This is a genomic window from Gallaecimonas zhanjiangensis (assembly GCF_057624825.1).
This window is the reverse complement of the sequence record NZ_CM172603.1, coordinates 2,476,245-2,495,714: the sequence shown is the minus strand read 5'-3', so window position 1 is coordinate 2,495,714 and position 19,470 is coordinate 2,476,245. Positions and strand designations below refer to the sequence as shown.

At 59.4% G+C, this 19,470-nt stretch carries 17 protein-coding genes; 9 read left to right on the top strand and 8 right to left on the bottom strand.

The annotated features are described in order from the left end of the window. Nucleotides 1-15 precede the first annotated feature (15 nt). The 3 genes from AC22G1_RS11865 (at nucleotide 16) to AC22G1_RS11855 (ending at nucleotide 3,181) form a co-directional block, all read left to right on the top strand. Nucleotides 16-1,146 carry a hypothetical protein gene (locus tag AC22G1_RS11865; protein ID WP_487313574.1) on the top strand — a complete coding sequence of 377 codons (1,131 nt, stop codon included), beginning with the start codon at nucleotides 16-18 and terminating at the stop codon, nucleotides 1,144-1,146. A gap of 91 nt (nucleotides 1,147-1,237) precedes the next feature. Further along, entirely contained in the window at nucleotides 1,238-1,540 is a 303-nt protein-coding gene (locus AC22G1_RS11860) for an MGMT family protein (protein ID WP_050659471.1), read from the top strand. 9 nt (nucleotides 1,541-1,549) lie between these two features. After that, nucleotides 1,550-3,181, top strand: coding sequence for an amidohydrolase (locus AC22G1_RS11855; protein WP_487313573.1), 1,632 nt, complete (start codon nucleotides 1,550-1,552; stop codon nucleotides 3,179-3,181). Between the two features lie 24 nt (nucleotides 3,182-3,205). Here the strand turns inward: AC22G1_RS11855 and AC22G1_RS11850 are convergent, their stop codons facing one another. The 3 genes from AC22G1_RS11850 to AC22G1_RS11840 form a co-directional block, all read right to left on the bottom strand. Further along, on the bottom strand, nucleotides 3,206-3,373 hold the full coding sequence (locus tag AC22G1_RS11850) for a hypothetical protein (protein ID WP_487313572.1): 168 nt from the start codon (nucleotides 3,371-3,373) through the stop codon (nucleotides 3,206-3,208). 70 nt (nucleotides 3,374-3,443) lie between these two features. After that, nucleotides 3,444-5,681 carry an aminotransferase class V-fold PLP-dependent enzyme gene (locus AC22G1_RS11845; RefSeq protein ID WP_487313571.1) on the bottom strand — a complete coding sequence of 746 codons (2,238 nt, stop codon included), beginning with the start codon at nucleotides 5,679-5,681 and terminating at the stop codon, nucleotides 3,444-3,446. A 122-nt stretch (nucleotides 5,682-5,803) separates the two neighbouring features. Next, nucleotides 5,804-6,226: a hypothetical protein gene (locus tag AC22G1_RS11840; RefSeq protein WP_487313570.1), complete on the bottom strand. Its 423-nt coding sequence runs from the start codon at nucleotides 6,224-6,226 to the stop codon at nucleotides 5,804-5,806. A gap of 172 nt (nucleotides 6,227-6,398) precedes the next feature. On the opposite strand from AC22G1_RS11840, the gene AC22G1_RS11835 reads away from it, so the two are divergent. The 3 genes from AC22G1_RS11835 (at nucleotide 6,399) to AC22G1_RS11825 (ending at nucleotide 8,326) form a co-directional block, all read left to right on the top strand. Next, nucleotides 6,399-7,016, top strand: coding sequence for a trimeric intracellular cation channel family protein (locus AC22G1_RS11835; protein WP_487313569.1), 618 nt, complete (start codon nucleotides 6,399-6,401; stop codon nucleotides 7,014-7,016). Nucleotides 7,017-7,092: 76 nt separating this feature from the next. After that, nucleotides 7,093-7,932 carry a mechanosensitive ion channel family protein gene (locus AC22G1_RS11830; RefSeq protein WP_487313568.1) on the top strand — a complete coding sequence of 280 codons (840 nt, stop codon included), beginning with the start codon at nucleotides 7,093-7,095 and terminating at the stop codon, nucleotides 7,930-7,932. Nucleotides 7,933-8,020: 88 nt separating this feature from the next. Next, entirely contained in the window at nucleotides 8,021-8,326 is a 306-nt protein-coding gene (locus AC22G1_RS11825; protein WP_417355162.1) for a hypothetical protein, read from the top strand. Here the strand turns inward: AC22G1_RS11825 and AC22G1_RS11820 are convergent. Next, complete coding sequence (locus AC22G1_RS11820; RefSeq protein WP_487313567.1) at nucleotides 8,277-9,866, bottom strand: cation:proton antiporter domain-containing protein; 1,590 nt, start codon at nucleotides 9,864-9,866, stop codon at nucleotides 8,277-8,279. The two genes, AC22G1_RS11825 and AC22G1_RS11820, sit on opposite strands and share 50 nt — an antisense overlap. A 71-nt stretch (nucleotides 9,867-9,937) precedes the next feature. Between AC22G1_RS11820 and AC22G1_RS11815 the strand changes: the two genes are divergently transcribed. After that, nucleotides 9,938-10,423, top strand: a complete 486-nt coding sequence (locus AC22G1_RS11815; RefSeq protein ID WP_487313566.1) for a glutathione peroxidase — start codon at nucleotides 9,938-9,940, stop codon at nucleotides 10,421-10,423. Here AC22G1_RS11815 and AC22G1_RS11810 read toward each other — a convergent pair. Further along, a complete protein-coding gene (locus AC22G1_RS11810; RefSeq protein WP_487313565.1) occupies nucleotides 10,392-12,011 on the bottom strand; it encodes a M28 family peptidase in 1,620 nt (539 codons plus the stop codon). The two genes, AC22G1_RS11815 and AC22G1_RS11810, sit on opposite strands and share 32 nt — an antisense overlap. 147 nt (nucleotides 12,012-12,158) lie before the next feature. Then, the gene (locus AC22G1_RS11805; protein ID WP_487313564.1) at nucleotides 12,159-12,905 is read right to left on the bottom strand and encodes an HAD-IIA family hydrolase; all 747 of its coding nucleotides are present in this window, start codon (nucleotides 12,903-12,905) and stop codon (nucleotides 12,159-12,161) included. A gap of 94 nt (nucleotides 12,906-12,999) precedes the next feature. Here AC22G1_RS11805 and AC22G1_RS11800 point away from each other — a divergent pair, with 94 nt between their 5' ends. Then, nucleotides 13,000-13,791, top strand: coding sequence for a DUF3025 domain-containing protein (locus AC22G1_RS11800; RefSeq protein ID WP_487313563.1), 792 nt, complete (start codon nucleotides 13,000-13,002; stop codon nucleotides 13,789-13,791). A gap of 29 nt (nucleotides 13,792-13,820) precedes the next feature. Here AC22G1_RS11800 and AC22G1_RS11795 read toward each other — a convergent pair whose 3' ends face one another. Next, a complete protein-coding gene (locus AC22G1_RS11795; protein WP_487313562.1) occupies nucleotides 13,821-15,161 on the bottom strand; it encodes a dicarboxylate/amino acid:cation symporter in 1,341 nt (446 codons plus the stop codon). Nucleotides 15,162-15,346: 185 nt separating this feature from the next. Continuing rightward, nucleotides 15,347-16,687 (bottom strand): N-succinylarginine dihydrolase, encoded by a 1,341-nt coding sequence (astB, locus tag AC22G1_RS11790; protein WP_487313561.1) that lies wholly within the window; start codon nucleotides 16,685-16,687, stop codon nucleotides 15,347-15,349. 219 nt (nucleotides 16,688-16,906) lie between these two features. Here astB and topA point away from each other — a divergent pair, with 219 nt between their 5' ends. Then, nucleotides 16,907-19,453, top strand: coding sequence for a type I DNA topoisomerase (gene topA / locus AC22G1_RS11785; RefSeq protein ID WP_487313560.1), 2,547 nt, complete (start codon nucleotides 16,907-16,909; stop codon nucleotides 19,451-19,453). The last annotated feature ends 17 nt before the right edge of the window (nucleotides 19,454-19,470 follow it).

Sequence of the window (19,470 nt, the reverse complement as noted above, 5' to 3'; positions counted from 1 at the left end):
GCGCTCTGTGGCTGTGTGAATAAGCCCACCACCAAGGCGCCGGTACCTATGGCGTCGGACGAACGCACCGTAGACATCGGCCTGCCATCGCCGGAAATTCGAGACGCTCTGGACAACAAACGGGACTGGATCCTGGCCCACACCGACGACATGAAAAAAGTCGCCGGTGAGCTGCAGGACAGTTATGGCACCGCCAGCTATGTTGCCTACTTCGACCAGGGTGAACTCAAATACCTCAAAGAGCGACTGGAAGCCGGAGAGGGCGGCTACGGTGAGCACTTTTACTTTGTCGACGGCGGTAACCTGTTCGGTTACGAAGAAGACGCCGACTGGCGCCTGACCTTGCCCGACGGCAGCCGCCGCATGGACGAGCAGGACATCGACCTCTACCTCGACCAGTACGGCACCATCGCCTTTCAAACCTATGTGAAGAACGGCCAGCGCACCGCCTTGCCGGTAGCCAAGATTGACAGCATCAAAACCCGTTTTGAGATGCTTAAAAGCCGCTCTTATCTGCAGCTGGACGGCAAAGCGCCGCCGGTAATAACTGCCAGCACTGATACCATGACCGTGCCCATGCCGGCACCGGCCAAGGCTGAAACCCAAGTGGCCGAAGCGCCTCCTGCCGCTCCTAAAGCGCCAATGGCGCCCGTGGCTCATGGCAGTGACGGCCCTGACAGCTGGCAGCTGCCGGAGTACGTTGGGGTATCCAAATCGCGCCATAAAGGCATGAATATGGGTACCTTCCAGGTAGCGACCCGCGATGTTAACCAAGAGGTGATGGGGTCGGTGCGAGCCAAGGATTATCACCTGGGCCAGATGGTGTCCCTGACCCAGTACTGGTGCGCCTACAAGCCGGACGACTTTGAAATGCAATGGAACTACTGGTCGGCCAGCCGCCAGACCTTCCAGGGCCAGTATGTGTTCAGCTGCGGCCAGGCGCGCCAAATTATGGAAGAGCTGGGCCAAGGCCAGCGCACCGTAATGCCGGTGCATGTGCGCCGTGACGGTGTGCAAGACGCCGCCGTTACCCTGCTAAACCTCGACACCCCGCAAAAGGTGGCCACCCTCAAAGGGCTTGAAAAGCGCTTTGCCAGCCCTTGTGTCGAGCACTTCTGTAAAGGCCAGTCCTACCTCGGTAAATAACGCAAAGGCGCCGCAAGGCGCCTTTTTCATTTCGCTGTGCCAGGGTACCGGGCGCTGGTACCCTATAGGCAAATTAACCCCTGTAATTGCCATGGCCACCAGTACCGACCCCGCCCGCTTATACACCTTGGTTGCCCTTATTCCGGCAGGCCAGGTGGCTACCTATGGCCAACTGGCCTCCATCCTTGGCTGGAACCCAAGGTTGGTGGGCCGCTACATGGCCAGTTGCCCGGCGGGCCTGCCTTGGCACCGGGTGGTGAACGCCCAGGGCGGTTGCTCGGTCAGAGACAGCCAAGGGCACTTGGAGCAGCATCAACTGCTGTTGGCCGAAGGGGTGGTTATCAAGCGCAGTGGCCGGGTGGATCTGCGCCAGGCGCTATGGTCAGGATTGTAAGGAGTGGTCATGGTTCGTGGTTTGGTAGGGGCCCTGGCGGCGCTGTCATTTGGCCTTTCAGCCCAAAGCCTGGTGCTGGATAACGTCACCGGTTATGGCTGGCAGGGCGACAAGCTGGTGCCGTTTAGCCGGCTGGTGATTGAAGACGGCAAAGTCCTGGCAAGGGGCGATAACCGCCTGGCCATCCCCCAAGGAGCGGAGGTAAGGGACCTGGCCGGGAAAACAGTACTGCCGGGGCTGATTGATGCCCATGGCCACGTAATGGCCCTCGGGGAAGGGACCCTCAATGTGGATTTAACCGGCGCCAAATCCCTGGCCGACGCCCTGGCCAGAGTGGCGCGTTTTGCTAAAAAGCACCCCCAGCTGCCGTGGATCCAAGGCTGGGGCTGGAACCAGGAGCTGTGGCCCGATAAACGCATGCCCACCGCATCAGACTTGGCCATGCTCACCGACGGTCGCCCGGTGTGGCTAAGCCGGGTGGATGGCCACGCCGGCTGGGCCAACCAGGCCGCCTTGACTCTCGCTGGCATCAACGCCAAAACCCCCGAGCCCAGTGGCGGCCAAATTCTGCGTGGCCGCGATGGCCAGCCCAGCGGGGTGCTGGTGGATAACGCCATGAATTTAATGACCGCTCATCTGCCACTGCTCAGCGATGCGCTACGCGGCCAGGCGCTGGACGCCGCCCTTGAGATCATGGCCAAAGTGGGCCTTACCGGGGTAGGGGACGCCGGTATCGACCTGCCCACCTGGCAGCTCTATCAGCAGCGCCAAGCCAGCCTTACTACCCGCATTTACGCCATGCTCGAAGCCAAGCCTGCCACCTGGCAAGCCGTAAAGGCCCCTGTCGGCTGGCAAGGGAGCGATCTGTTGGCGGCGCGGGCGGTCAAGGTATTTGCTGACGGCGCCCTTGGCAGCCGAGGCGCGGCCATGTTGGCTGATTACAGCGACAAACCGGGCCACAAAGGCTCAATGCTCTATGGCCCTGGCGAGCTGGAGAAGGTCATGCGCGCCGCCTTTGACGCCGGTTTTCAGGTGAATGTTCATGCTATTGGCGACGCCGCCAACCAGCGGGTGCTGGACACCTTCGCCAGCTTTCCTCCCAGCGAGCGCAAGGGCCGGCGCAACCGTATCGAGCACGCCCAGGTGATGACCCTTGGCGACATCGAGCGTATGGCCAAGCTCGGGGTTATCGCCTCCTTCCAGCCCACCCACGCCACCTCCGACATGAACATGGCCCAGAGCCGCATCGGCAAAGAGCGCCTCAAAGGGGCTTATGCCTGGCGCAGCTTGGTCAAAGCCGGGGTCAAGATGGCGGCCGGTTCGGATTTCCCGGTGGAAAGCCCCAATCCCTTCTACGGTCTCTATGCGGCGGTTACCCGCCAAGACCACCATGGCCAGCCCAAGGAGGGCTGGCACAAGGAACAAGCCCTGACCCGTGAAGAAGCGCTCTATGACTTTACCCGTGGCGCGGCCTATGCGGCCTTTATGGACAAATTCACCGGCAGCCTGGCGCCGGGGCAGTGGGCTGATTTGGTGATTTTGGACGACGACTACTTTAGCGTGCCGGACAGTGAAATCTGGCAGTTAAAGCCCAGGGAAACCTGGCTGGCAGGCAAGGCGGTGTACCGCAAAGAGGAATAAAAAAGGGCGCCAATGGCGCCCTTTTTAGTGACCGGCCTTGTTGATGGCGCCGCTCAGCTCGGTGCTGATAAAGGCGGCGCCAAAGATAAGCAGGCCACCAATCAGCATGGTGTTGCGGCTTTTCAGCAGCCAGCCCAGTATCAGCAGCACCAGGCCTATCACTCTCACCACGTGGTCAAACTGTTCGAACATCCCTCTTACCCGTTTATGTCGTTGTTGTGGCGCTCATTGTTTGCCATTGGCGCCGGCCTTGCAATATCCGTTACTGGCTGAGGGCCACCCCACCTTTAAGGTGGTAAGCCCGGCGGCCAAGGCGGGTGAGGGCGGCGGCCGCCACCTGGGAGCGCGAACCACTGCGACAATAACAGACCAGCGGCTTGTCTTCGGGGTGCTCCAAAAGGTATTGGGCCAGCCGAGACAGCGGCGCACTGGCGTCATTGCCCAGATGCTGCAGGTGGTGCTCGTGGCTTTCCCGTACATCCACCAGCAAGGGGGTGTCGAGATGGGCCAGATCGTCCAATGTCAGCTCCTGCTCGGCGCTGAGTTCAAGGTTGAGGTTGGTTACCCCGCAGCGAATTTCGCAGCCCTCCATGGGGGTGTCGAGGGCTTGGTCGAGGCGGGTTTTCTCGTCGGCAAACGCCGTTTCGTCGAGCATCGACACCGGCGCCAGTACCTGGGCCAGCAGCGGGTTGCTGCGCCGCTCAGCCTCCAGGGAGGTAAAGAGCAGGTTGTGATAGTCATGGGCAGGCAGCAACAAGGCCTTGGCCGGCAGCTGTTGGCCCAGCGCTTTTAGGGAGCGATAAAGGGCCTTGGCATCGGAGCTTTCAAAATCGGTACGGCCAAGGCCGCCGTGCAGCACGGTGTCGCCCACAAATGCCGCCTGAATATCCTCGCCTTTACTCAGCAGCAGCGCGACGGCGTCGCTGGTGTGGCCGGGGGTTGCCATGCGGCTTAGCCAATTGTCGCCAACAGCAATGGCGGGCAGGCCAAGGGGGCCAGTGCTTGCCTGCTGTGGCCAGCCAAGGGCGTCTACGTCGCTGCTGGCAAGGCCCAGGCGCTCGGCCAGCACTGGCGCGGCAGAGAGGTGGTCGGCATGGCCGTGGGTGTCGAGGATGGCGCTCACCTGCAAGCCCTGGCAGCTGATGGTTTCAACCAGGCGCTCGACAAGGGGCGAGACCGGGTCAATCACCACCGCCTGGCCTTGGCTAACCAGCAAATAGCAGCAATCGGCGCCGCTTTTAAGCTGCACCAGGCCGTCGAGTTGCTCAGTGGGCTTGAGATGGCCCGGGTGGCGGCAGGAGTAGCGCAGCGCGTCGCTGGCCTTGGCGATACGTTCACAGGCGTGGTCAAGCTGGGCTTGGGTCATGGCTGGGCCAAAGGAGAGGCGAATGGCCGCTTCACTTTGCCAGGCTGGCAGGCCCATGGCGTCCAGCACAAAAGAGCGGGTGGCGCCGGAGGAGCAAGCCGAGCCGCTCGATACCCGGATATTGGCGGCATCAAACAAGTCCAGCAGCTCTTTTGAGGCAAAGCCCTTTACCGAAAAATTCAGGGTGGTGGGCACGCTTACCGAAAAATCGTTGTTAAACACCAGGCCGGGAAAGGCGGTGAGCAGGGCGTCGGCCAGTTGCGCCCGAAAACCATTAAGGGTGTCAACCGAGCGAAAGGTGCTGTGGGCCGGGTCCAGTAAGGCCTCAAGAATGGGCTTTAACGAGGCGATACCCGGCAGGTTCTCGGTGCCAGAACGCAGCCCCTGCTCTTGGCCGCCGCCGGCAATAAAGGGCGAAAACGGCGCCTTTTGGCGCACATACAAAAGGCCGATGCCTTTCATGGCGTAAAGCTTGTGGCCGGAGAAGGGGGCGTAATCGATGCTGGTGTCGCTAAGGGCTAGGGGCATTTTACCCAGGGCCTGCACGCAATCGACCATCCACAGGCATTGCGGGTTTTGGCTGCGAATCGCCTCTTCAACGGCGCTTAAATCCTGACGCGCGCCGGTTTCGTTGTTCACCGCCATGGTGCAGATCATCAAGGCGTCTTTTGCGTGGCGGCGGATAAAGTCGAGATCCAAAAGCCCTTGGTGATTCACCGGAATGGCCATCACCTCGGCATCAATGCCCAGCAGCTGGTTCCAGTGCTTGAGGGTGTTGGGCACCGCCTTGTGCTCGGTGGCTCCGTATAGCAGCAGCTTGCCGGGGCGATTGAGAAGCTCAGGCTGGCTTTTAACCGACGACAGTGCCGACACCACGGCGGTTTGAATGCCTTCGGTGGCACCGGAGGTAAAGATGAGGTGGCCATTACTGGCGCCCAGTACCTGGCGGGCCAACTGGCGGGTGCTTTCCATCAGGTGGCGAGCCTTGAGGCCGGTAATATGGGTGGAGCTGGGGTTGCCGTAAAGCGCCTGCATCACCTCTTCCACGGCGGCCACGGCCTCGGGAAGCACCGGGGTGGTGGCGTTGGTATCGAGGTACACTTCATCAATGCCGGAGGGGGTCAGCGCGCCCATATTACTGCTCCTTGAACCTATACGACTGAACAAAGCTCGATACTATATTCACTAAATGAATAATGATATTCACTTTTGGAATATGGCTTTGTTATTGATAGCAAAAAGCCATAAAAAACAAATCAGTGGCTGTCCCAGTTGGCGGCAAGATCCCAGCCAGCGTCGGTTTTGACCAGCTCATAGCGCTGCTCGACCGGCACCACATCACCGCTTTTGAAATTCCCGAAGGTCAGGTGCAGCTGCCAAAGGCTCAGGCCCTTGTCCAACATGCCCAGCCACTGGCCGTCACGGACTTTATCCTGCGCCTCGCCGGTGAGCTGGTCAAAGCCTTTGAGAAAAACTAAGTCGTACTTCACATCCACCAGATAACCGTCTTTGCCTTTGGCTTTGCCGTCCACCTTCTCGAGGTTACGAATAAGCACCGCATCCGGCCCCAATTGCTGCTGATATTGGCGGCTTAGGATGCGGGTCATGTCGCCGGTATCCGGCGCCTGGCTACAGGCACTTAGCAGCAGGGAAAGGGCGATCAGCAAGGCAGCTCTCATTTATCACTCCATCTTATGTTCAGGAAAAGGTTTGCGCGGTCAGTTGCTCACCAATAAAGGCTTTTATGCTTATTTTGCATCAATAAAAGTAATGGGTTAATGCAAAAAAGGTCATGTGCGCACTGGCCGCTGGCTCCTTATAATCGCTGCACCTTATCAAAGGATGGCCGCCATGTTGCTGACTGTTTTATACATTATCGGTATTACCGCTGAAGCCATGACCGGCGCCTTGGCCGCAGGCCGGCGCAGCATGGACCTGTTCGGGGTCATGATCATCGCCTGCGTTACCGCCATCGGCGGCGGCTCCATCCGCGACATCCTGCTGGGCCACTACCCCCTGACCTGGGTTGCCCACCCTCAGTATATTCTCATCATCTGCTGCGCCGCCTTGGTGACCACCTGGATAGCGCCGCTGATGAGCCGCCTGCGCAAAGTGTTCTTGCTGCTCGACGCCCTGGGGCTGGTGGTGTTTTCCATCATCGGTGTCAAGGTGGCGCTGTCCATGGAGTTTGGCCCGGGCGTTGCCGTTATCTCGGCGGTGATAACTGGGGTCTTTGGCGGCATCCTGCGCGACATGCTGTGTAACCGCATCCCCTTGGTGTTCCAAAAAGAGATTTACGCCGGGGTGTCTTTGGTGTCGGCGGTGCTGTATCTGGCGCTCACCGCCCTTGGCCAACCGGACTTGCTGGCAACCCTGGTGACCCTGGCGGTGGGCTTTTCCATGCGCATGCTGGCCCTTCGCTTTAACATCGGCCTGCCGGTTTTCCAATACCAGGGCGAGCACGACTGAATAACCTTTAACACCCCTGAGACATTTTCGCCGGTTAGCGATAAGCTCAACTAAAAGTGTTTTAGGGATCAAAAGGATGCTGAACGAAGAGTTCGATTATCTGACCAGCCTTACCCAGCAGGTGACCGACTATCTGGTGCAGTACGGCTTCCAGCTGCTAGGGGCCATGCTGATCGTGCTGCTGGGCTGGCTGGCCTCCAACTGGGCCGGGCGCTCGCTGCGCCGCCTGGGGGATAACCGCCAGTGGGATCAGACCCTGGTGCGGTTTTTCTCCAATCTTGTGCGCCTGGCGGTACTGGCTATCTTCTTGGTGATAGCGGCCGGCAAGCTCGGCATCACCATCAGCCCCCTCATTGCCGCCATCGGCGCCGCCACTTTCGGTTTGAGCCTCGCTTTGCAAGGCCCTGTTGCCAACTACGGCGCCGGGGTGGCACTTATCCTGACCCGGCCCTTTTCGGTGGGGGACACCCTTGAGCTTTTAGGGCGGGCTGGTTTGGTGGACGACATCACCCTGGCCCAGACCGTGTTGATTACCGAAGACGGCGAGCGCATCCACATCCCCAACCGTAAGGTGCTGGGGGAGATTTACCAAAATTCCAATCAGTTCAAGCTGGTAGAGACCACGCTGCTACTGCCAAAAGAAGCCAACCCGGAGCAAGCCCTTGCGTTGCTGGAGACGGCCTTGGCGTCGTTCGATGCCAAAGAAGCGCCCAAGGTGCAACTAGGTATCGATGCCTTTACCGCCCTTGGGATCCGGCTGGTGGTCAGAGCCTGGGTGCCCACCGCCCATTATCATCAGCAGCGCCTGGCACTGAACCTCAAGCTGTATCAGGTGCTGGATGGGGCGGGCATGGCACCGGCCAGCCCGGCGACTGTGGTAGCCTTGAATGAGTTAACGGAAAAGGGAGCGCAATAACATGAGTGCAAAATGGAGTTTAGCCCTGGCGGCAGTGGCCCTTTGTGGCTGTACGCAAGCCGCCTCAACCCCTGCCAAGGAGCCAACCGTGATCACCAAAAGCGACAAGAGCCAACCGTTAAAGCCGGTCAAAGGTGTGGCGGTTACCTTCAAGGGTAAGGTGGTGTTTCAGGGCCTGGAAGGGGGCTTTTTCGGCATTATCGACGACACTGGCCGTAAATGGCTGCCCCTGAGCCTACCCAAGGAGATGCGCCGCCCGGGCCTGGTGGTGGAAGTGGACGGCACCCCCGACCCTGACGTAATGACCATCCAACAATGGGGCACCCCCCTTCGCATCAACAGCATCAAAGTCCTTGATGATAAGGACGCTGTGGCCCCAGGCGTGCGATATTGAGCACATGGCGGGCAAAACCGGCGCCCGCCTCTTCAAAAATATTGAACACTTCGATACCCATGGCTTTAAGTTCTTCGACCTCGTCGGGGAACTTGGCCACCGCCGCAACCTTGCCCTTATAACCCCGCTCCTTGAGTTCTTCTGCCGCGAACAGGTTACCGTGGTGGTTGGGCATGGCCAGCAGCACCAACTCTAAAAACTCGTCGTGGCGGATTTTGGACCAAAAATCCGAGTCGGTGGCGTCCCCCACCAGCACTTGCCGCCCGGCTTCTTGATGCTCGCCCACCTTGTCGGCGGCGTGATCGATCCCCAGCACCGCTTCTCCAAACTCGGCCTTGAGCTGGTCGTAGGCACCGGTACCCAGGCGGCCCATCCCGAAGATAAGCACCTTGGCGCCGCCGATGTCGATGGGGGCGTCGTCCGGGTGCAGGTGGCGCTTTTCATAGCGTTTGAGGTTAGGAGTGAGGCGCCGATACACGTTCTCGGCCCAGGTATTAAGGGGCGAGGCCAGGGCAAAGGAGATGGAAAGGGCGATGGCAATAACCGTCAGCCACTGGCCGCTCAGCAGACCCGCCTTGGCGCCAAGGGCGGCCACGATAAGGCCAAACTCGGAGTAGGTGGCAAGAGACAGCGAGGCCAGCACCCCGGTCCGCACCCTAAGGCCAAAGAGGCTCAGCACCCAAAAATACAGGCCGGTTTTCAGCGGCAGCAATAGCACCAGGGCGATGGCGAGCAGCAGCATCGGCAGGTCCGGCAGGCCGTTAAGGCCAATGCTCAGGAAAAAGCCCACCAGCAGCAACTCTTTGAGGTTAAAGAGGGTTTTGGAGAGCGCATCGGCGCGGCTGTGGCCGGCCACCATCATCCCCATCACCAGGGCACCAAGGTCGGGTTTGAGGCCCGCTGCCTCAAACAGGCTGACCCCGGCCACCATGGCCAAAAACAGGCCAGCCAGGCTTTGCAGTTCGGAGTTGCTGCACCAATCGAGCAGTTTATAGAGCACCGGGCGTAGCAGCGGCAGAGCCAGCAGCGCCGGGGCCCAAAAGGCCGGCACCTTGCCTTGGGCAAAGGTTAAAAACAATACTGCGAAGATGTCTTGCATCACCAGAATGCCGATGGCGAGGCGCCCATAGAGGGAGCTGGTGTCGCCCTTGTCTTCCAGCACCTTGACCGCAAACACCGTCGAGGAAAAAGCCAGGGCAAAGGCCACCACCAGCCAGGAGCTGATCTGCCCCTGCACCAGCCCTAAAAGCGCCAGGCAGGCAATACCGACGGTAAAAAAGGCCACCGAGCCCACCAGGTGCAAGGTGGTGGCGCCCCAGACTTCGGGCTTGATAAGGTTTTTGATTTTCAGCTTCAGGCCGATGGTAAACAGCAGCAGGGTGACGCCGAGATCGGCAATGGTATGCAGGCTATCGGGGGTGGGAATACCGGCGCCGTGCAGCGCAAAGCCGGCAACCAGAAAGCCCACCAGCGGTGGCAAGCCCAGGCGGCTCAGGGCCAGGCCGCAGAAAAAGGCCAATGCGATAACGGCTGCACTCATAACTGTAATGGTTCCCCGGCAAATTTTACCTCATGATAACAGCATCTATTTTCAACGCGTTACAGAGAACCATGCAGCCAAAGGATATTGCACTGACCCGCCTTGACGGCACCAGGGAAAACATCGACCAGTACCAAGGCAAGCTGTGGCTGGTGGTTAACACCGCCAGTAAATGCGGCTTTACCCCCCAGTACCAGGAGTTGGAGGCGCTGTGGCAGCAGTATCAGCACCGCGGCTTGGTGGTGATGGGCTTTCCCTGTAACCAGTTCATGCACCAGGAACCTGGCTCCAACCAAGCCATTGCCAGCTTTTGCGATCTTAATTTCAAGGTCAGCTTCCCGATGTATTCCAAAATCGAGGTCAATGGTCCCGAGACGCACCCGCTTTATGCCTGGCTGAAAAAAAACGCGCCCGGGGTCCTAGGATCCCGGGCGGTGAAGTGGAACTTTACCAAGTTCCTGGTGGCGCCCAACGGGCAGGTAAAGCGTTACGCTCCCCGCACGGCGCCGATGCGCATCAAAGACGTTATTGAGCAGTGGTTGCCGGCGGGCGACTAAATTCTGCCCCCGGCTGCCAGCTTGGCCAATCGCGGTTGGTGGCCAAAGATTCAATCACGTCGTGCAGCGCCTGCAGGTCGGACAGGGCGCCGCGCAGGTCCCAGTCGGCCTGGTATTCGTCACAGGCATTGTGATAGCAGCCTTTGAGGCGTTTTTGCATCATCGCCCGGTACTTGGCCACATCGCTGTCCCAGGGCTGGGTACCGCCACCGGCATACAGCGCCGGGATCCCCGCCTTGGCGAAGTTGAAGTGATCGGAGCGGTAGTAGCCGCCGGCTTCCGGCCTGTCGTTCGGTACCAGCACTCGCCCTTGTTTGGCCAGCGCCGCACTCAGCTCACGCTCCAGGCTGGTTTTGCCCTGGCCGACCACCACCATGTCCTTGGTGGGGCCAAAGACGTTTAGGCTGTCCATGTTGATGTTGGCAACGGTCTTGCCAAGGGGTATGGACGGGTTGGCCACATAGTATTTGGAGCCCAGCAGGCCTTGCTCTTCGGCGGTTACCGCCAGGAAGGCGACCGAGCGGCGCGGTTTTTCCTTGCCCTCATAAAGCCCCTTCAAGGACTGGGCCAGGCTGATAAGGCCGGCGGTGCCGGTGGCGTTGTCCATGGCGCCGTTATAGACGGGGTCGTCCTTGTGGCTTGGGTCCATGCCCAGGTGGTCCCAGTGGGCGGTGATGATGACGGTCTCGTCGGTCTGGCCCGGCAAGATGCCCATCACGTTATGAGACTCGGTGTTTTTGACCTCGCTGGTCATGGCCACGCTGGCTTTGGCGCCAAGGCTTAGCGCTGTTGGGGCTAGGCCTGCATCGGCGGTGACCTTGGCAAAATCGAGCCCGGCTTGGCTAAAGACGCGCTTGGCGGCGTCTTCGGTTATCCAACCGGAGAAATCAGACTTGGCGATGTCCTGGCCGGCCAGGTCATAACGGGCGCCACCCCAGGAGTTTTCAACCACAGACCAGGGGTAAGAGGCGGGGGCTGTCTGGTGGATGATAAGGGCGCCGGCAGCGCCCTGGCGGGCCGCTTCGTCAAACTTGTAATCCCAGCGGCCGTAGTAGGTCATGGCTTTGCCGTCAAAGCGTTTATCGCCAGTGGCATAGCCGGGGTCGTTGACCAGCATCACCACCACTTTGCCTTTAACATCAACGCCTTTGTAATCGTCCCAGCCGAGGTCAGGGGCGTGGATACCGTAGCCCACAAACACCAGGTCGGCGTCTTTGACTTCGGTATTGGTCACCGCTTTGGGGCTGTTGATCACCATGTCTTTGAGGTAATCGAGCTTAAGCTTACCCAGCATTAGGGCGCCAGGGTGGCTGGTAATGGACACCAGCGGCACGGTTTGCAGGTAGCTTTGGCCAAAACCGGGCTTGAGCCCCAGGCGTTTGTATTGAGCTTCGAGGAAGGCAAGGGTCTTGGTTTCGCCTTCGGTGGCCGGCAGGCGGCCTTGGAAGTCATCCCCTGACAGGGTTTTAACAAACTGGCCGTAGCTTTGCGCGTCCAGGCCCTTGGAGAGGTGATCCCCCGGCACGGCGGCGTTGACACTGGATGCCAGCATCAGGCCCACGGCAATGAGACTGAGTCGGGTCTTCATGTCTTTATCCTTATTGTTGACGTTATGTTGCACCATGGCACAGGGCGCCCTGGCCGCCAACGGCAAGGCGGTTATCGGTTGCAAAGATGCGGCAAAAGGCAGGAGCGGTGAAAAGTTGCCCAGGCGCTTTTGCACCTGGGCCTGGTCTTAAAAGACGTCGATTTCGGCGACGCTTTTAAAAACGTGGTTGGGGCGAAAGGGCATCTTGGGAATGTCGTCGCGGGTCGACACCCCGGAGAGCACCAAAATGGTCTCAAGGCCGGCCTGGAAGCCTGCCAGGATATCGGTGCGCAGGTTGTCGCCGATAATCACCGTGTTCTCGGAATGGGCGCCGATATGGTTAAGGGCCGAGCGCACTATCCAGCTGGAGGGTTTTCCCACATAAAAGGGCTGCTGGCCGGTGATGCGCTCGATGGGCGCGCACAGGGCGCCGCAGGCCGGGCTCTGGTTGGGGCCGTTAAAATCGGGGTTGGTGGCGATAAAGCGGGCGCCGCCGGCCACAAAGCGGGCGGCCTTGTGGATCATGTCCCAGTTGTAGGAGCGGGTTTCACCGATGATCACAAAGTCAGGGTTGATATCGGTGATGGTAAAACCGGCCTGGTACAGCTCGTGGGTCAGGGCGCCATCGCCAATCACATAGGCTTTGGTGCCGTCCTGGCGGCGCAAAAAATCGGCGGTGGCCATGGCCGAGGTGTAGAACTTTTCTTCCGGCACCTCGATGCCAGCGGCGGCCAGGCGGTTGTGCAGGTCACGAGCGGTTTGAGAGGGGTAGTTGGTTAACAAAACCAGCGGATTACCCTGTTCCAGCACCCGGCGAATAAAGCCGTCGGCGCCGGGAACGGCGGTGTTGTCGTGCATCAGCACGCCATCGATATCGCAGATGATATTTTTCATGAAAGTCTGACGGTTAGCGGTCTTACGCCAGTGATACCAGAAAAGCGCGGTGTTTTGCTACACTGGCCGCCTTTTAACGAGCGGGATTTCATTGGTGAACTGGCAGTGCGATTTTCTTAAGAGCGGGCTTTATTGCGATCTGCAGCAGTGGTTCCCGGCTCTGGCCAGCCAGCGCGATTTCCCAAGCCTTAACACTTTAGCCAGTTGGCTTGCCCCCGATACCCTCACAGAGCAGGGCCAAGCCATCGGCTTTTGTGCCGAGCCGCCAGGGGATTACTACGAGTTGCAGGTGATGCAAGCCGGCCGGGTGCCGACCCGCGAGCAGAACTGGCACGATATGTTTAACGCCCTTGCCTGGGCGCTCTTTCCCCAAGCCAAGGCCCGCATCAACGCTTTGCATGTAGCGGATATTGCCGCTTTTGGCCTGCACCCCAGAACCTTGCGCCGCGACAGCCTGACCCTTTTTGACGAGTGCGGGGTGCTGGTGCCATCGAGCGACAAATCACTCCTTGAAGCCCTTCGCCAGCACCATTGGCGCGAGGTGTTCTTTACCCAGCGCGGGCGCTGGGGGCGGGATATCGAGGCGCGGGTCTTTGGCCATGCGGTGTACGAGCAGGGGCTGACCCCTTATCTGGGCCTGACCGCCAAGATGTTTCCCATTGAAGTGGCGCCTGAGTATTTCGATTTGAGCCTTAAAGAGCGCTACCGGTTTTTGGATGCCACCCTGGCCGCCATGCTGGCCAAGGGCGCCCTGGATAACAAAAAGCGGCTATCACCTTTGCCGCTGCTGGGGGTGCCGGGCTGGTGGCCTGGCAATACCGACAGCGCCTTTTTCGACAACGCGCAGTATTTTCGGCCGCTTTTCAAACCCCGCGCGCCGCTATAAAAAAGGCCGCTTGTTAAGCGGCCTTTTTCTCAACTCTGTGAAGTGCGGTGCGGCAGGTGCACCTCTTCTTCTTTCTGAGCGGCATGGGGGTCGTTGTAGACCGCCTCATCCAAGGCCCCTTCGGATTTGGCTACCACCACCGTCACCATGGAATCGCCGGTGATATTGACCGCAGTGCGTGTCATGTCCAGCAGCCTGTCTACGCCCATGATAAGGCCGATGCCCTCAACCGGCAGGTTCACCTGGTTAAGCACCATGGCCAGCATGATAAGGCCCACGCCGGGCACACCGGCGGTGCCGATGGAGGCGAGGGTGGCGGTGACTATCACCATCAGGAAATCGCTGACCGACAAGTCCACCCCGTACACCTGGGCGATAAAGACGGTGGCCACCCCTTGCATGATGGCGGTGCCGTCCATGTTGATGGTGGCGCCAAGGGGCACGGTAAAGGAGGCGATGGTGTTTTTGGCGCCAAGCTTCTTGGTCACGGTTTCCAGGGTCACCGGCAGGGTGGCGTTGCTGGAAGAGGTGGAGAAGGCAAAAAGCGCCGCGTCGCGCATCTTGCTGATAAACATCAGCGGGCTCAGGCGGGTCAAGGCCTTGAGCAGCACCGGGTAGGTGATAAAGGCGTGCATCAGCAGCACCGCTACCACCAGGCCAAAGTACATGGCGAGGCTGCCGAGGGTTTCAAAGCCCTTGCTGGCAAAAAGCTTGGCCATCAGGAAGAACACCCCGAACGGCGCCAGGTTCATCAGGATGGTGACCAGTTTCATGATCACCTCGTTGAAATCCTCAAAGAGTTTGGCAATGCGCTCGCCGGCTTTGCCACAAAGGGCGATGGCGATACCAAAAAGTACCGCAAACACAATGATTTGCAGCATGTTGCCAGAAGCCATGGCCTCAATGGGGTTAGAGGGCACCAGATTGGCAAACACATCGGCCAAATCCGGGGCCTTGGCCGCCTGATAGCTGGCGTCGGTTTTAAGGTCCAGGCCGCTGCCGGGTTTGAGTAGCAGCGCCATCACGATGGCAAGGGTAATGGCGATGGCGGTGGTGATGAGGTAAAGGCCGATGGTCTTGAGGCTAAGGCGGCCAAGGGTGGCTGGGTCCGACAGCGAGCAGGTGCCGCACACCAAGGACACAAACACCAGGGGCACAACCAGCATCTTCAATGAGTTGATAAAAAGTTGGCTGCCGATTTGAAAAAGGCCGCCGGTCAGCCAGGTTTGCACAAAACCCGGCTCAGGTGCGCTCTTGCCAGGCTCGGCGTGGGGAGTGAGGTAAAAGCAGATAAGCCCCACGATAAGACCCAGCGCCATACCGATGACGATACGTGCCGTAAGGCCCAATTTTCCTTGTTGTTTTGACATGGCCTTTCCAAAAGGTTGCTAGCAAATTCCCGCTAATCTAGCAGCTTAACGGCAACTCGAACAACCGACCACCTCGGGCCGGGATCACGAAAACCACTGCCAGCAGTTGGCACGAGCCCAGGGCAAGCTGAAGGACTGGCGAGGGCCTGAGGCAAGAAAAAACCCGGCGTTGCCGGGCTTTTTTATCAGTCGAGCTGGAAGGGATAGACCGAGCCTAGGGCCAAAATCTGGGTTAGCTCGTCAAGGGCCTGGCGGCTTTCTGTCAATAGCGCCGGGTCGGCTAGGTCGGCCACATGCAGCTGGTCGCGATAGTGCTTGTCCACCCAGGCGTTCAAGCGAGTAAAGAGGGCGTCGTCCAGCAGGCAATGTGGGTTGGCGGCCGCCAGCTCCTGGTCGTTCAGGGCTACACGCAGGCGCAGGCAAGCCGGGCCACCGCCGTTTTTCATGGACTCTTTGACATCCATGTAGCGCACTTCCCGGATGGGGGTGTCTTTTTCCACCAGCTCGGCCAGATAACGGCTGACCGCATCGGACTCTTCACACTCGGTAGGGGCGATAATGGCCATGTGCCCGGAGGGCAAGGTCACTATCTGGGTGTTGAACAGGTAGGTTTTCACCGCCTCGCTGACGCTGACACTTTGGCGGGGAACCTCGATGAAATGCAGCGGATGTTCGCCGAACTTGCGTTGTATCTCGGCAAAGTCGGCAGCGGTGTTGGCAAAGGCGTCCTGGTGGTAGAACAGCACGTTCTGGTTGCCCACGCTTATCACGTCGTTGTGGAACACCCCGGCGTCAATCACCTCCGGGTTTTGCTGCATGAACACCACATTGCTCTCGTCCAGGCCGTGCAGGCGGGCGATGGCCTGGGAGGCCTCCAGGGTTTGGCGGGCCGGATAACGGCGCGGCGCCGGGGCCTGGCTGTTGAACGCTTCGCGGCCATAGACAAACAATTCCACGCCGGCGTGGCCATACTGGCTGCAAAGGCGGGTGTGGTTGGCGGCGCCTTCATCGCCGAAATGATCGTTGTCCGGCAGATGTTTGTGATGTTTAAAGTAGCGCTCGTCGCTAAAAATGGCTTTTAATATGCGCCCCGTGACCGCCGGCTCCAGGCTGCGGTGAAATTTGTTGGTCAGATTGGCCGGGGTAAAATGCACCCGCCCGTCGTGGGTGTCGGCCGACGGCGAGATGGTGGCGGCATTGGCGGTCCACATGCTGGACGCCGAGCAACAGGCTGCCAGCAGATGCGGCGCGTCCTTGGCGGCCTTGGCCAGCACCTGGGCGTCGGTGCCGGTAAAGCCCAGGCGGCGCAGGGTGGCCATGTCGGGCCTTTCCTGAGGCGCCAGCACCCCTTGCTTTAGGCCAAGGTCGTGCAGGGCTTTCATCTTCTTCAGGCCCTGTTTGGCGGCTTGGCGGGGATTGGAGGCGGCCTTGGCGTTGGACAAAGAGGCGACATTGCCAAAGGACAGGCCCGCGTAATTATGGGTTGGGCCGACCAGGCCATCGAAATTGACTTCGAAATGTTTCATGCCGTGTTCCTTTGATGATCCTTTGGTTAAAGGGACGTCAATACTTGTCCGCATTATACCTGTGCCACCTTTTTATCGGCCCTTGGCCTTGCAAATGACGGATAAGTTGAATTAATTAGAAAAAAAGATGAGTTCGAGTAGGCTCCTTGCATAGCGAGAGTCAAAACACTATATATGGGCCACCCGGACGGGCCCCAGCCAACCAGACCTAAGAGACACATGGCAAAATCATTGGTGATCGTGGAGTCCCCAGCCAAGGCCAAGACCATAAATAAATATCTTGGTAAGGACTTCATCGTTAAATCTTCTATTGGCCACATCCGCGATCTGCCCACCAGTGGCGGCGGCAAGGGCAAGAAAAGCCCCGCTGCCAACCCCTTGGTGGCGCGCATGGGTGTGGATCCTGACAACCACTGGCAGGCGCACTACGAAGTGCTGCCCGGCAAAGAAAAGGTGGTCGCTGAACTCAAATCCCTGGCCGCAAAAGCGGATAAGGTCTATCTCGCAACGGACTTGGATAGGGAAGGAGAGGCCATTGCCTGGCACCTTCGCGAGATCATCGGTGGCGATGAAGACCGCTTCCAACGGGTGGTGTTCAACGAAATTACCAAGAACGCCATCACCCAGGCTTTTGAGCACCCCAGCCACGTCAGCATGGAAAAGGTTAACGCCCAGCAGGCGCGCCGTTTCCTTGACCGGGTGGTGGGCTACATGGTCTCGCCCTTGCTGTGGAAGAAAATTGCCCGTGGCCTTTCTGCCGGCCGGGTGCAATCGGTAGCGGTGCGACTGGTGGTGGAGCGCGAGCGTGAAATTCGCGCCTTCGTGCCCGAAGAGTACTGGGATCTGCACGCAGACCTTGGCGCCAAAGAAGGCGATCTGAGGATGATGGTGACCCACCAGGGTGGCCAGGCTTTCAAACCGGTCAACCAGGCTCAGACCATGGCAGCGGTGGATGCCCTCAACGGCGCCAGCTACCAAATCACCGACCGTGAAGACAAGCCTAGCCAGTCTCGGCCCTCTGCACCTTTTATTACCTCCACCCTGCAGCAGGCCGCCTCCACGCGCCTGAGCTTTGGGGTGAAAAAGACCATGATGCTGGCCCAGCGCCTCTACGAGGCCGGTTACATCACCTACATGCGTACCGACTCCACCAACCTCAGCGCCGAAGCGCTGGACGCGGTGCGCGGCTACATCGGCAAGGAATATGGCCAGACATACCTGCCGGCTTCGCCCTTGACCTATGGTGCCAAAGCCAACGCCCAGGAAGCGCACGAAGCCATTCGTCCTTCCGATGTCAGCGTCAAATCCGAGAACCTGGATGTCGAGCGCGACGCCCAGCGCCTCTACGAGCTTATCTGGCGCCAGTTCGTGGCCTGCCAGATGACCAACGCCGTTTACAACGTCACCCAGCTCACCGCCACCGCCCAAACCGGCAAAGGCGACTTCACCCTCAAGGCCAAGGGCCGGGTGCAGCGTTTTGACGGTTGGACCCGGGTGCTGACCCCGATGAAGCGTAAAGACGACGACGAGCAGCTGCCCAACGTGGCAGTGGGCGAGGCGCTGCGTCTGGACAAGCTCGACCCCAAACAGCATTTTACCAAGCCGCCGGCCCGCTTCACCGAGGCCTCCTTGGTCAAAGAGCTGGAAAAACGCGGTATCGGCCGCCCGTCCACCTACGCTTCCATCATCTCCACCATCCAAGACCGCGGTTACGTGAAGGTGGAGACGCGCCGTTTTTACGCCGAGAAAATGGGTGAGATAGTCAACGACCGCTTGGTGGAGAACTTCGCCAACCTGCTCAGTTACGACTTTACCGCCCGCATGGAAAACGAGCTGGACGGCATCGCCAACGGCGAGCGAGAATGGCACGGGGTGCTGGACGAGTTCTACGGCGATTTTAAAAAGCGCCTTGACGACGCCGACGACAACATGCGCGGCAACGCCATGGTGATGACCGACATCGATTGCGCCGTCTGTGGCCGCAAGATGGGTATCCGTACCGCCTCTACCGGGGTATTCCTCGGTTGCTCCGGTTATAGCCTGCCGCCCAAGGAGCGCTGCAAAAACACCATCAACCTCACCCCCGGTGAGGAAGTGATCAACGTTGATGACGACGAGGCCGAAACCAACGCCCTGCGCGCCAAAAAACGTTGCCCCATCTGCGCCACCGCCATGGACTCCTACCTGGTGGATGCCAAGCGCAAATTGCATGTCTGCGGTAACAACCCAGATTGCGACGGTTACGTGCTGGAAACCGGCGAGTTCAAGCTCAAGGGCTATGACGGCCCAGTTATCGAGTGCGACAAATGCGGCTCGGACATGGAGCTCAAAAACGGCCGCTTCGGCAAGTATTTTGGCTGCACCAACCCCGACTGTAAGAACACCCGCAAGATTTTGCGTAACGGCGAGCCAGCGCCGCCGAAGGAAGATCCGGTGCCATTGCCGGAGCTGCCTTGCGAAAAGTCCGACGCCTACTTTGTGCTGCGTGACGGCGCTGCCGGTATCTTCCTGGCCGCCAACACCTTCCCCAAATCCCGGGAAACCCGGGCGCCCAAGGTGGAAGAGCTCAAGCGCTTTGAAGACCGCCTGCCCGAGAAGTTCAAGTACCTGGCCAAGGCCCCGGCCAAGGACAAGGACGGCAACCCGGCAGTGGTGAAGTTCTCCCGTAAAACCAAGAGCCAGTACGTGGGCTCGGAAAAAGACGGTAAAGCCACCAGTTGGATGGCCTTTTATGAGAACGGCAAATGGGTCGATAACGGCAAGTAAGCAAAAGCCCCGCTGAT

Bases quoted from the DNA above. Each gene is read 5' to 3' on its own strand.
- AC22G1_RS11860 (WP_050659471.1), top strand. From the start codon at position 1,238: ATGGCCACCAGTACCGACCCCGCCCGCTTATACACCTTGGTTGCCCTT.
- AC22G1_RS11855 (WP_487313573.1), top strand. From the start codon at position 1,550: ATGGTTCGTGGTTTGGTAGGGGCCCTGGCGGCGCTGTCATTTGGCCTT.
- AC22G1_RS11850 (WP_487313572.1), bottom strand. From the start codon at position 3,373: ATGTTCGAACAGTTTGACCACGTGGTGAGAGTGATAGGCCTGGTGCTG.
- AC22G1_RS11845 (WP_487313571.1), bottom strand. From the start codon at position 5,681: ATGGGCGCGCTGACCCCCTCCGGCATTGATGAAGTGTACCTCGATACC.
- AC22G1_RS11840 (WP_487313570.1), bottom strand. From the start codon at position 6,226: ATGAGAGCTGCCTTGCTGATCGCCCTTTCCCTGCTGCTAAGTGCCTGT.
- AC22G1_RS11835 (WP_487313569.1), top strand. From the start codon at position 6,399: ATGTTGCTGACTGTTTTATACATTATCGGTATTACCGCTGAAGCCATG.
- AC22G1_RS11830 (WP_487313568.1), top strand. From the start codon at position 7,093: ATGCTGAACGAAGAGTTCGATTATCTGACCAGCCTTACCCAGCAGGTG.
- AC22G1_RS11820 (WP_487313567.1), bottom strand. From the start codon at position 9,866: ATGAGTGCAGCCGTTATCGCATTGGCCTTTTTCTGCGGCCTGGCCCTG.
- AC22G1_RS11815 (WP_487313566.1), top strand. From the start codon at position 9,938: ATGCAGCCAAAGGATATTGCACTGACCCGCCTTGACGGCACCAGGGAA.
- AC22G1_RS11810 (WP_487313565.1), bottom strand. From the start codon at position 12,011: ATGAAGACCCGACTCAGTCTCATTGCCGTGGGCCTGATGCTGGCATCC.
- AC22G1_RS11805 (WP_487313564.1), bottom strand. From the start codon at position 12,905: ATGAAAAATATCATCTGCGATATCGATGGCGTGCTGATGCACGACAAC.
- AC22G1_RS11795 (WP_487313562.1), bottom strand. From the start codon at position 15,161: ATGTCAAAACAACAAGGAAAATTGGGCCTTACGGCACGTATCGTCATC.
- astB (WP_487313561.1), bottom strand. From the start codon at position 16,687: ATGAAACATTTCGAAGTCAATTTCGATGGCCTGGTCGGCCCAACCCAT.
- topA (WP_487313560.1), top strand. From the start codon at position 16,907: ATGGCAAAATCATTGGTGATCGTGGAGTCCCCAGCCAAGGCCAAGACC.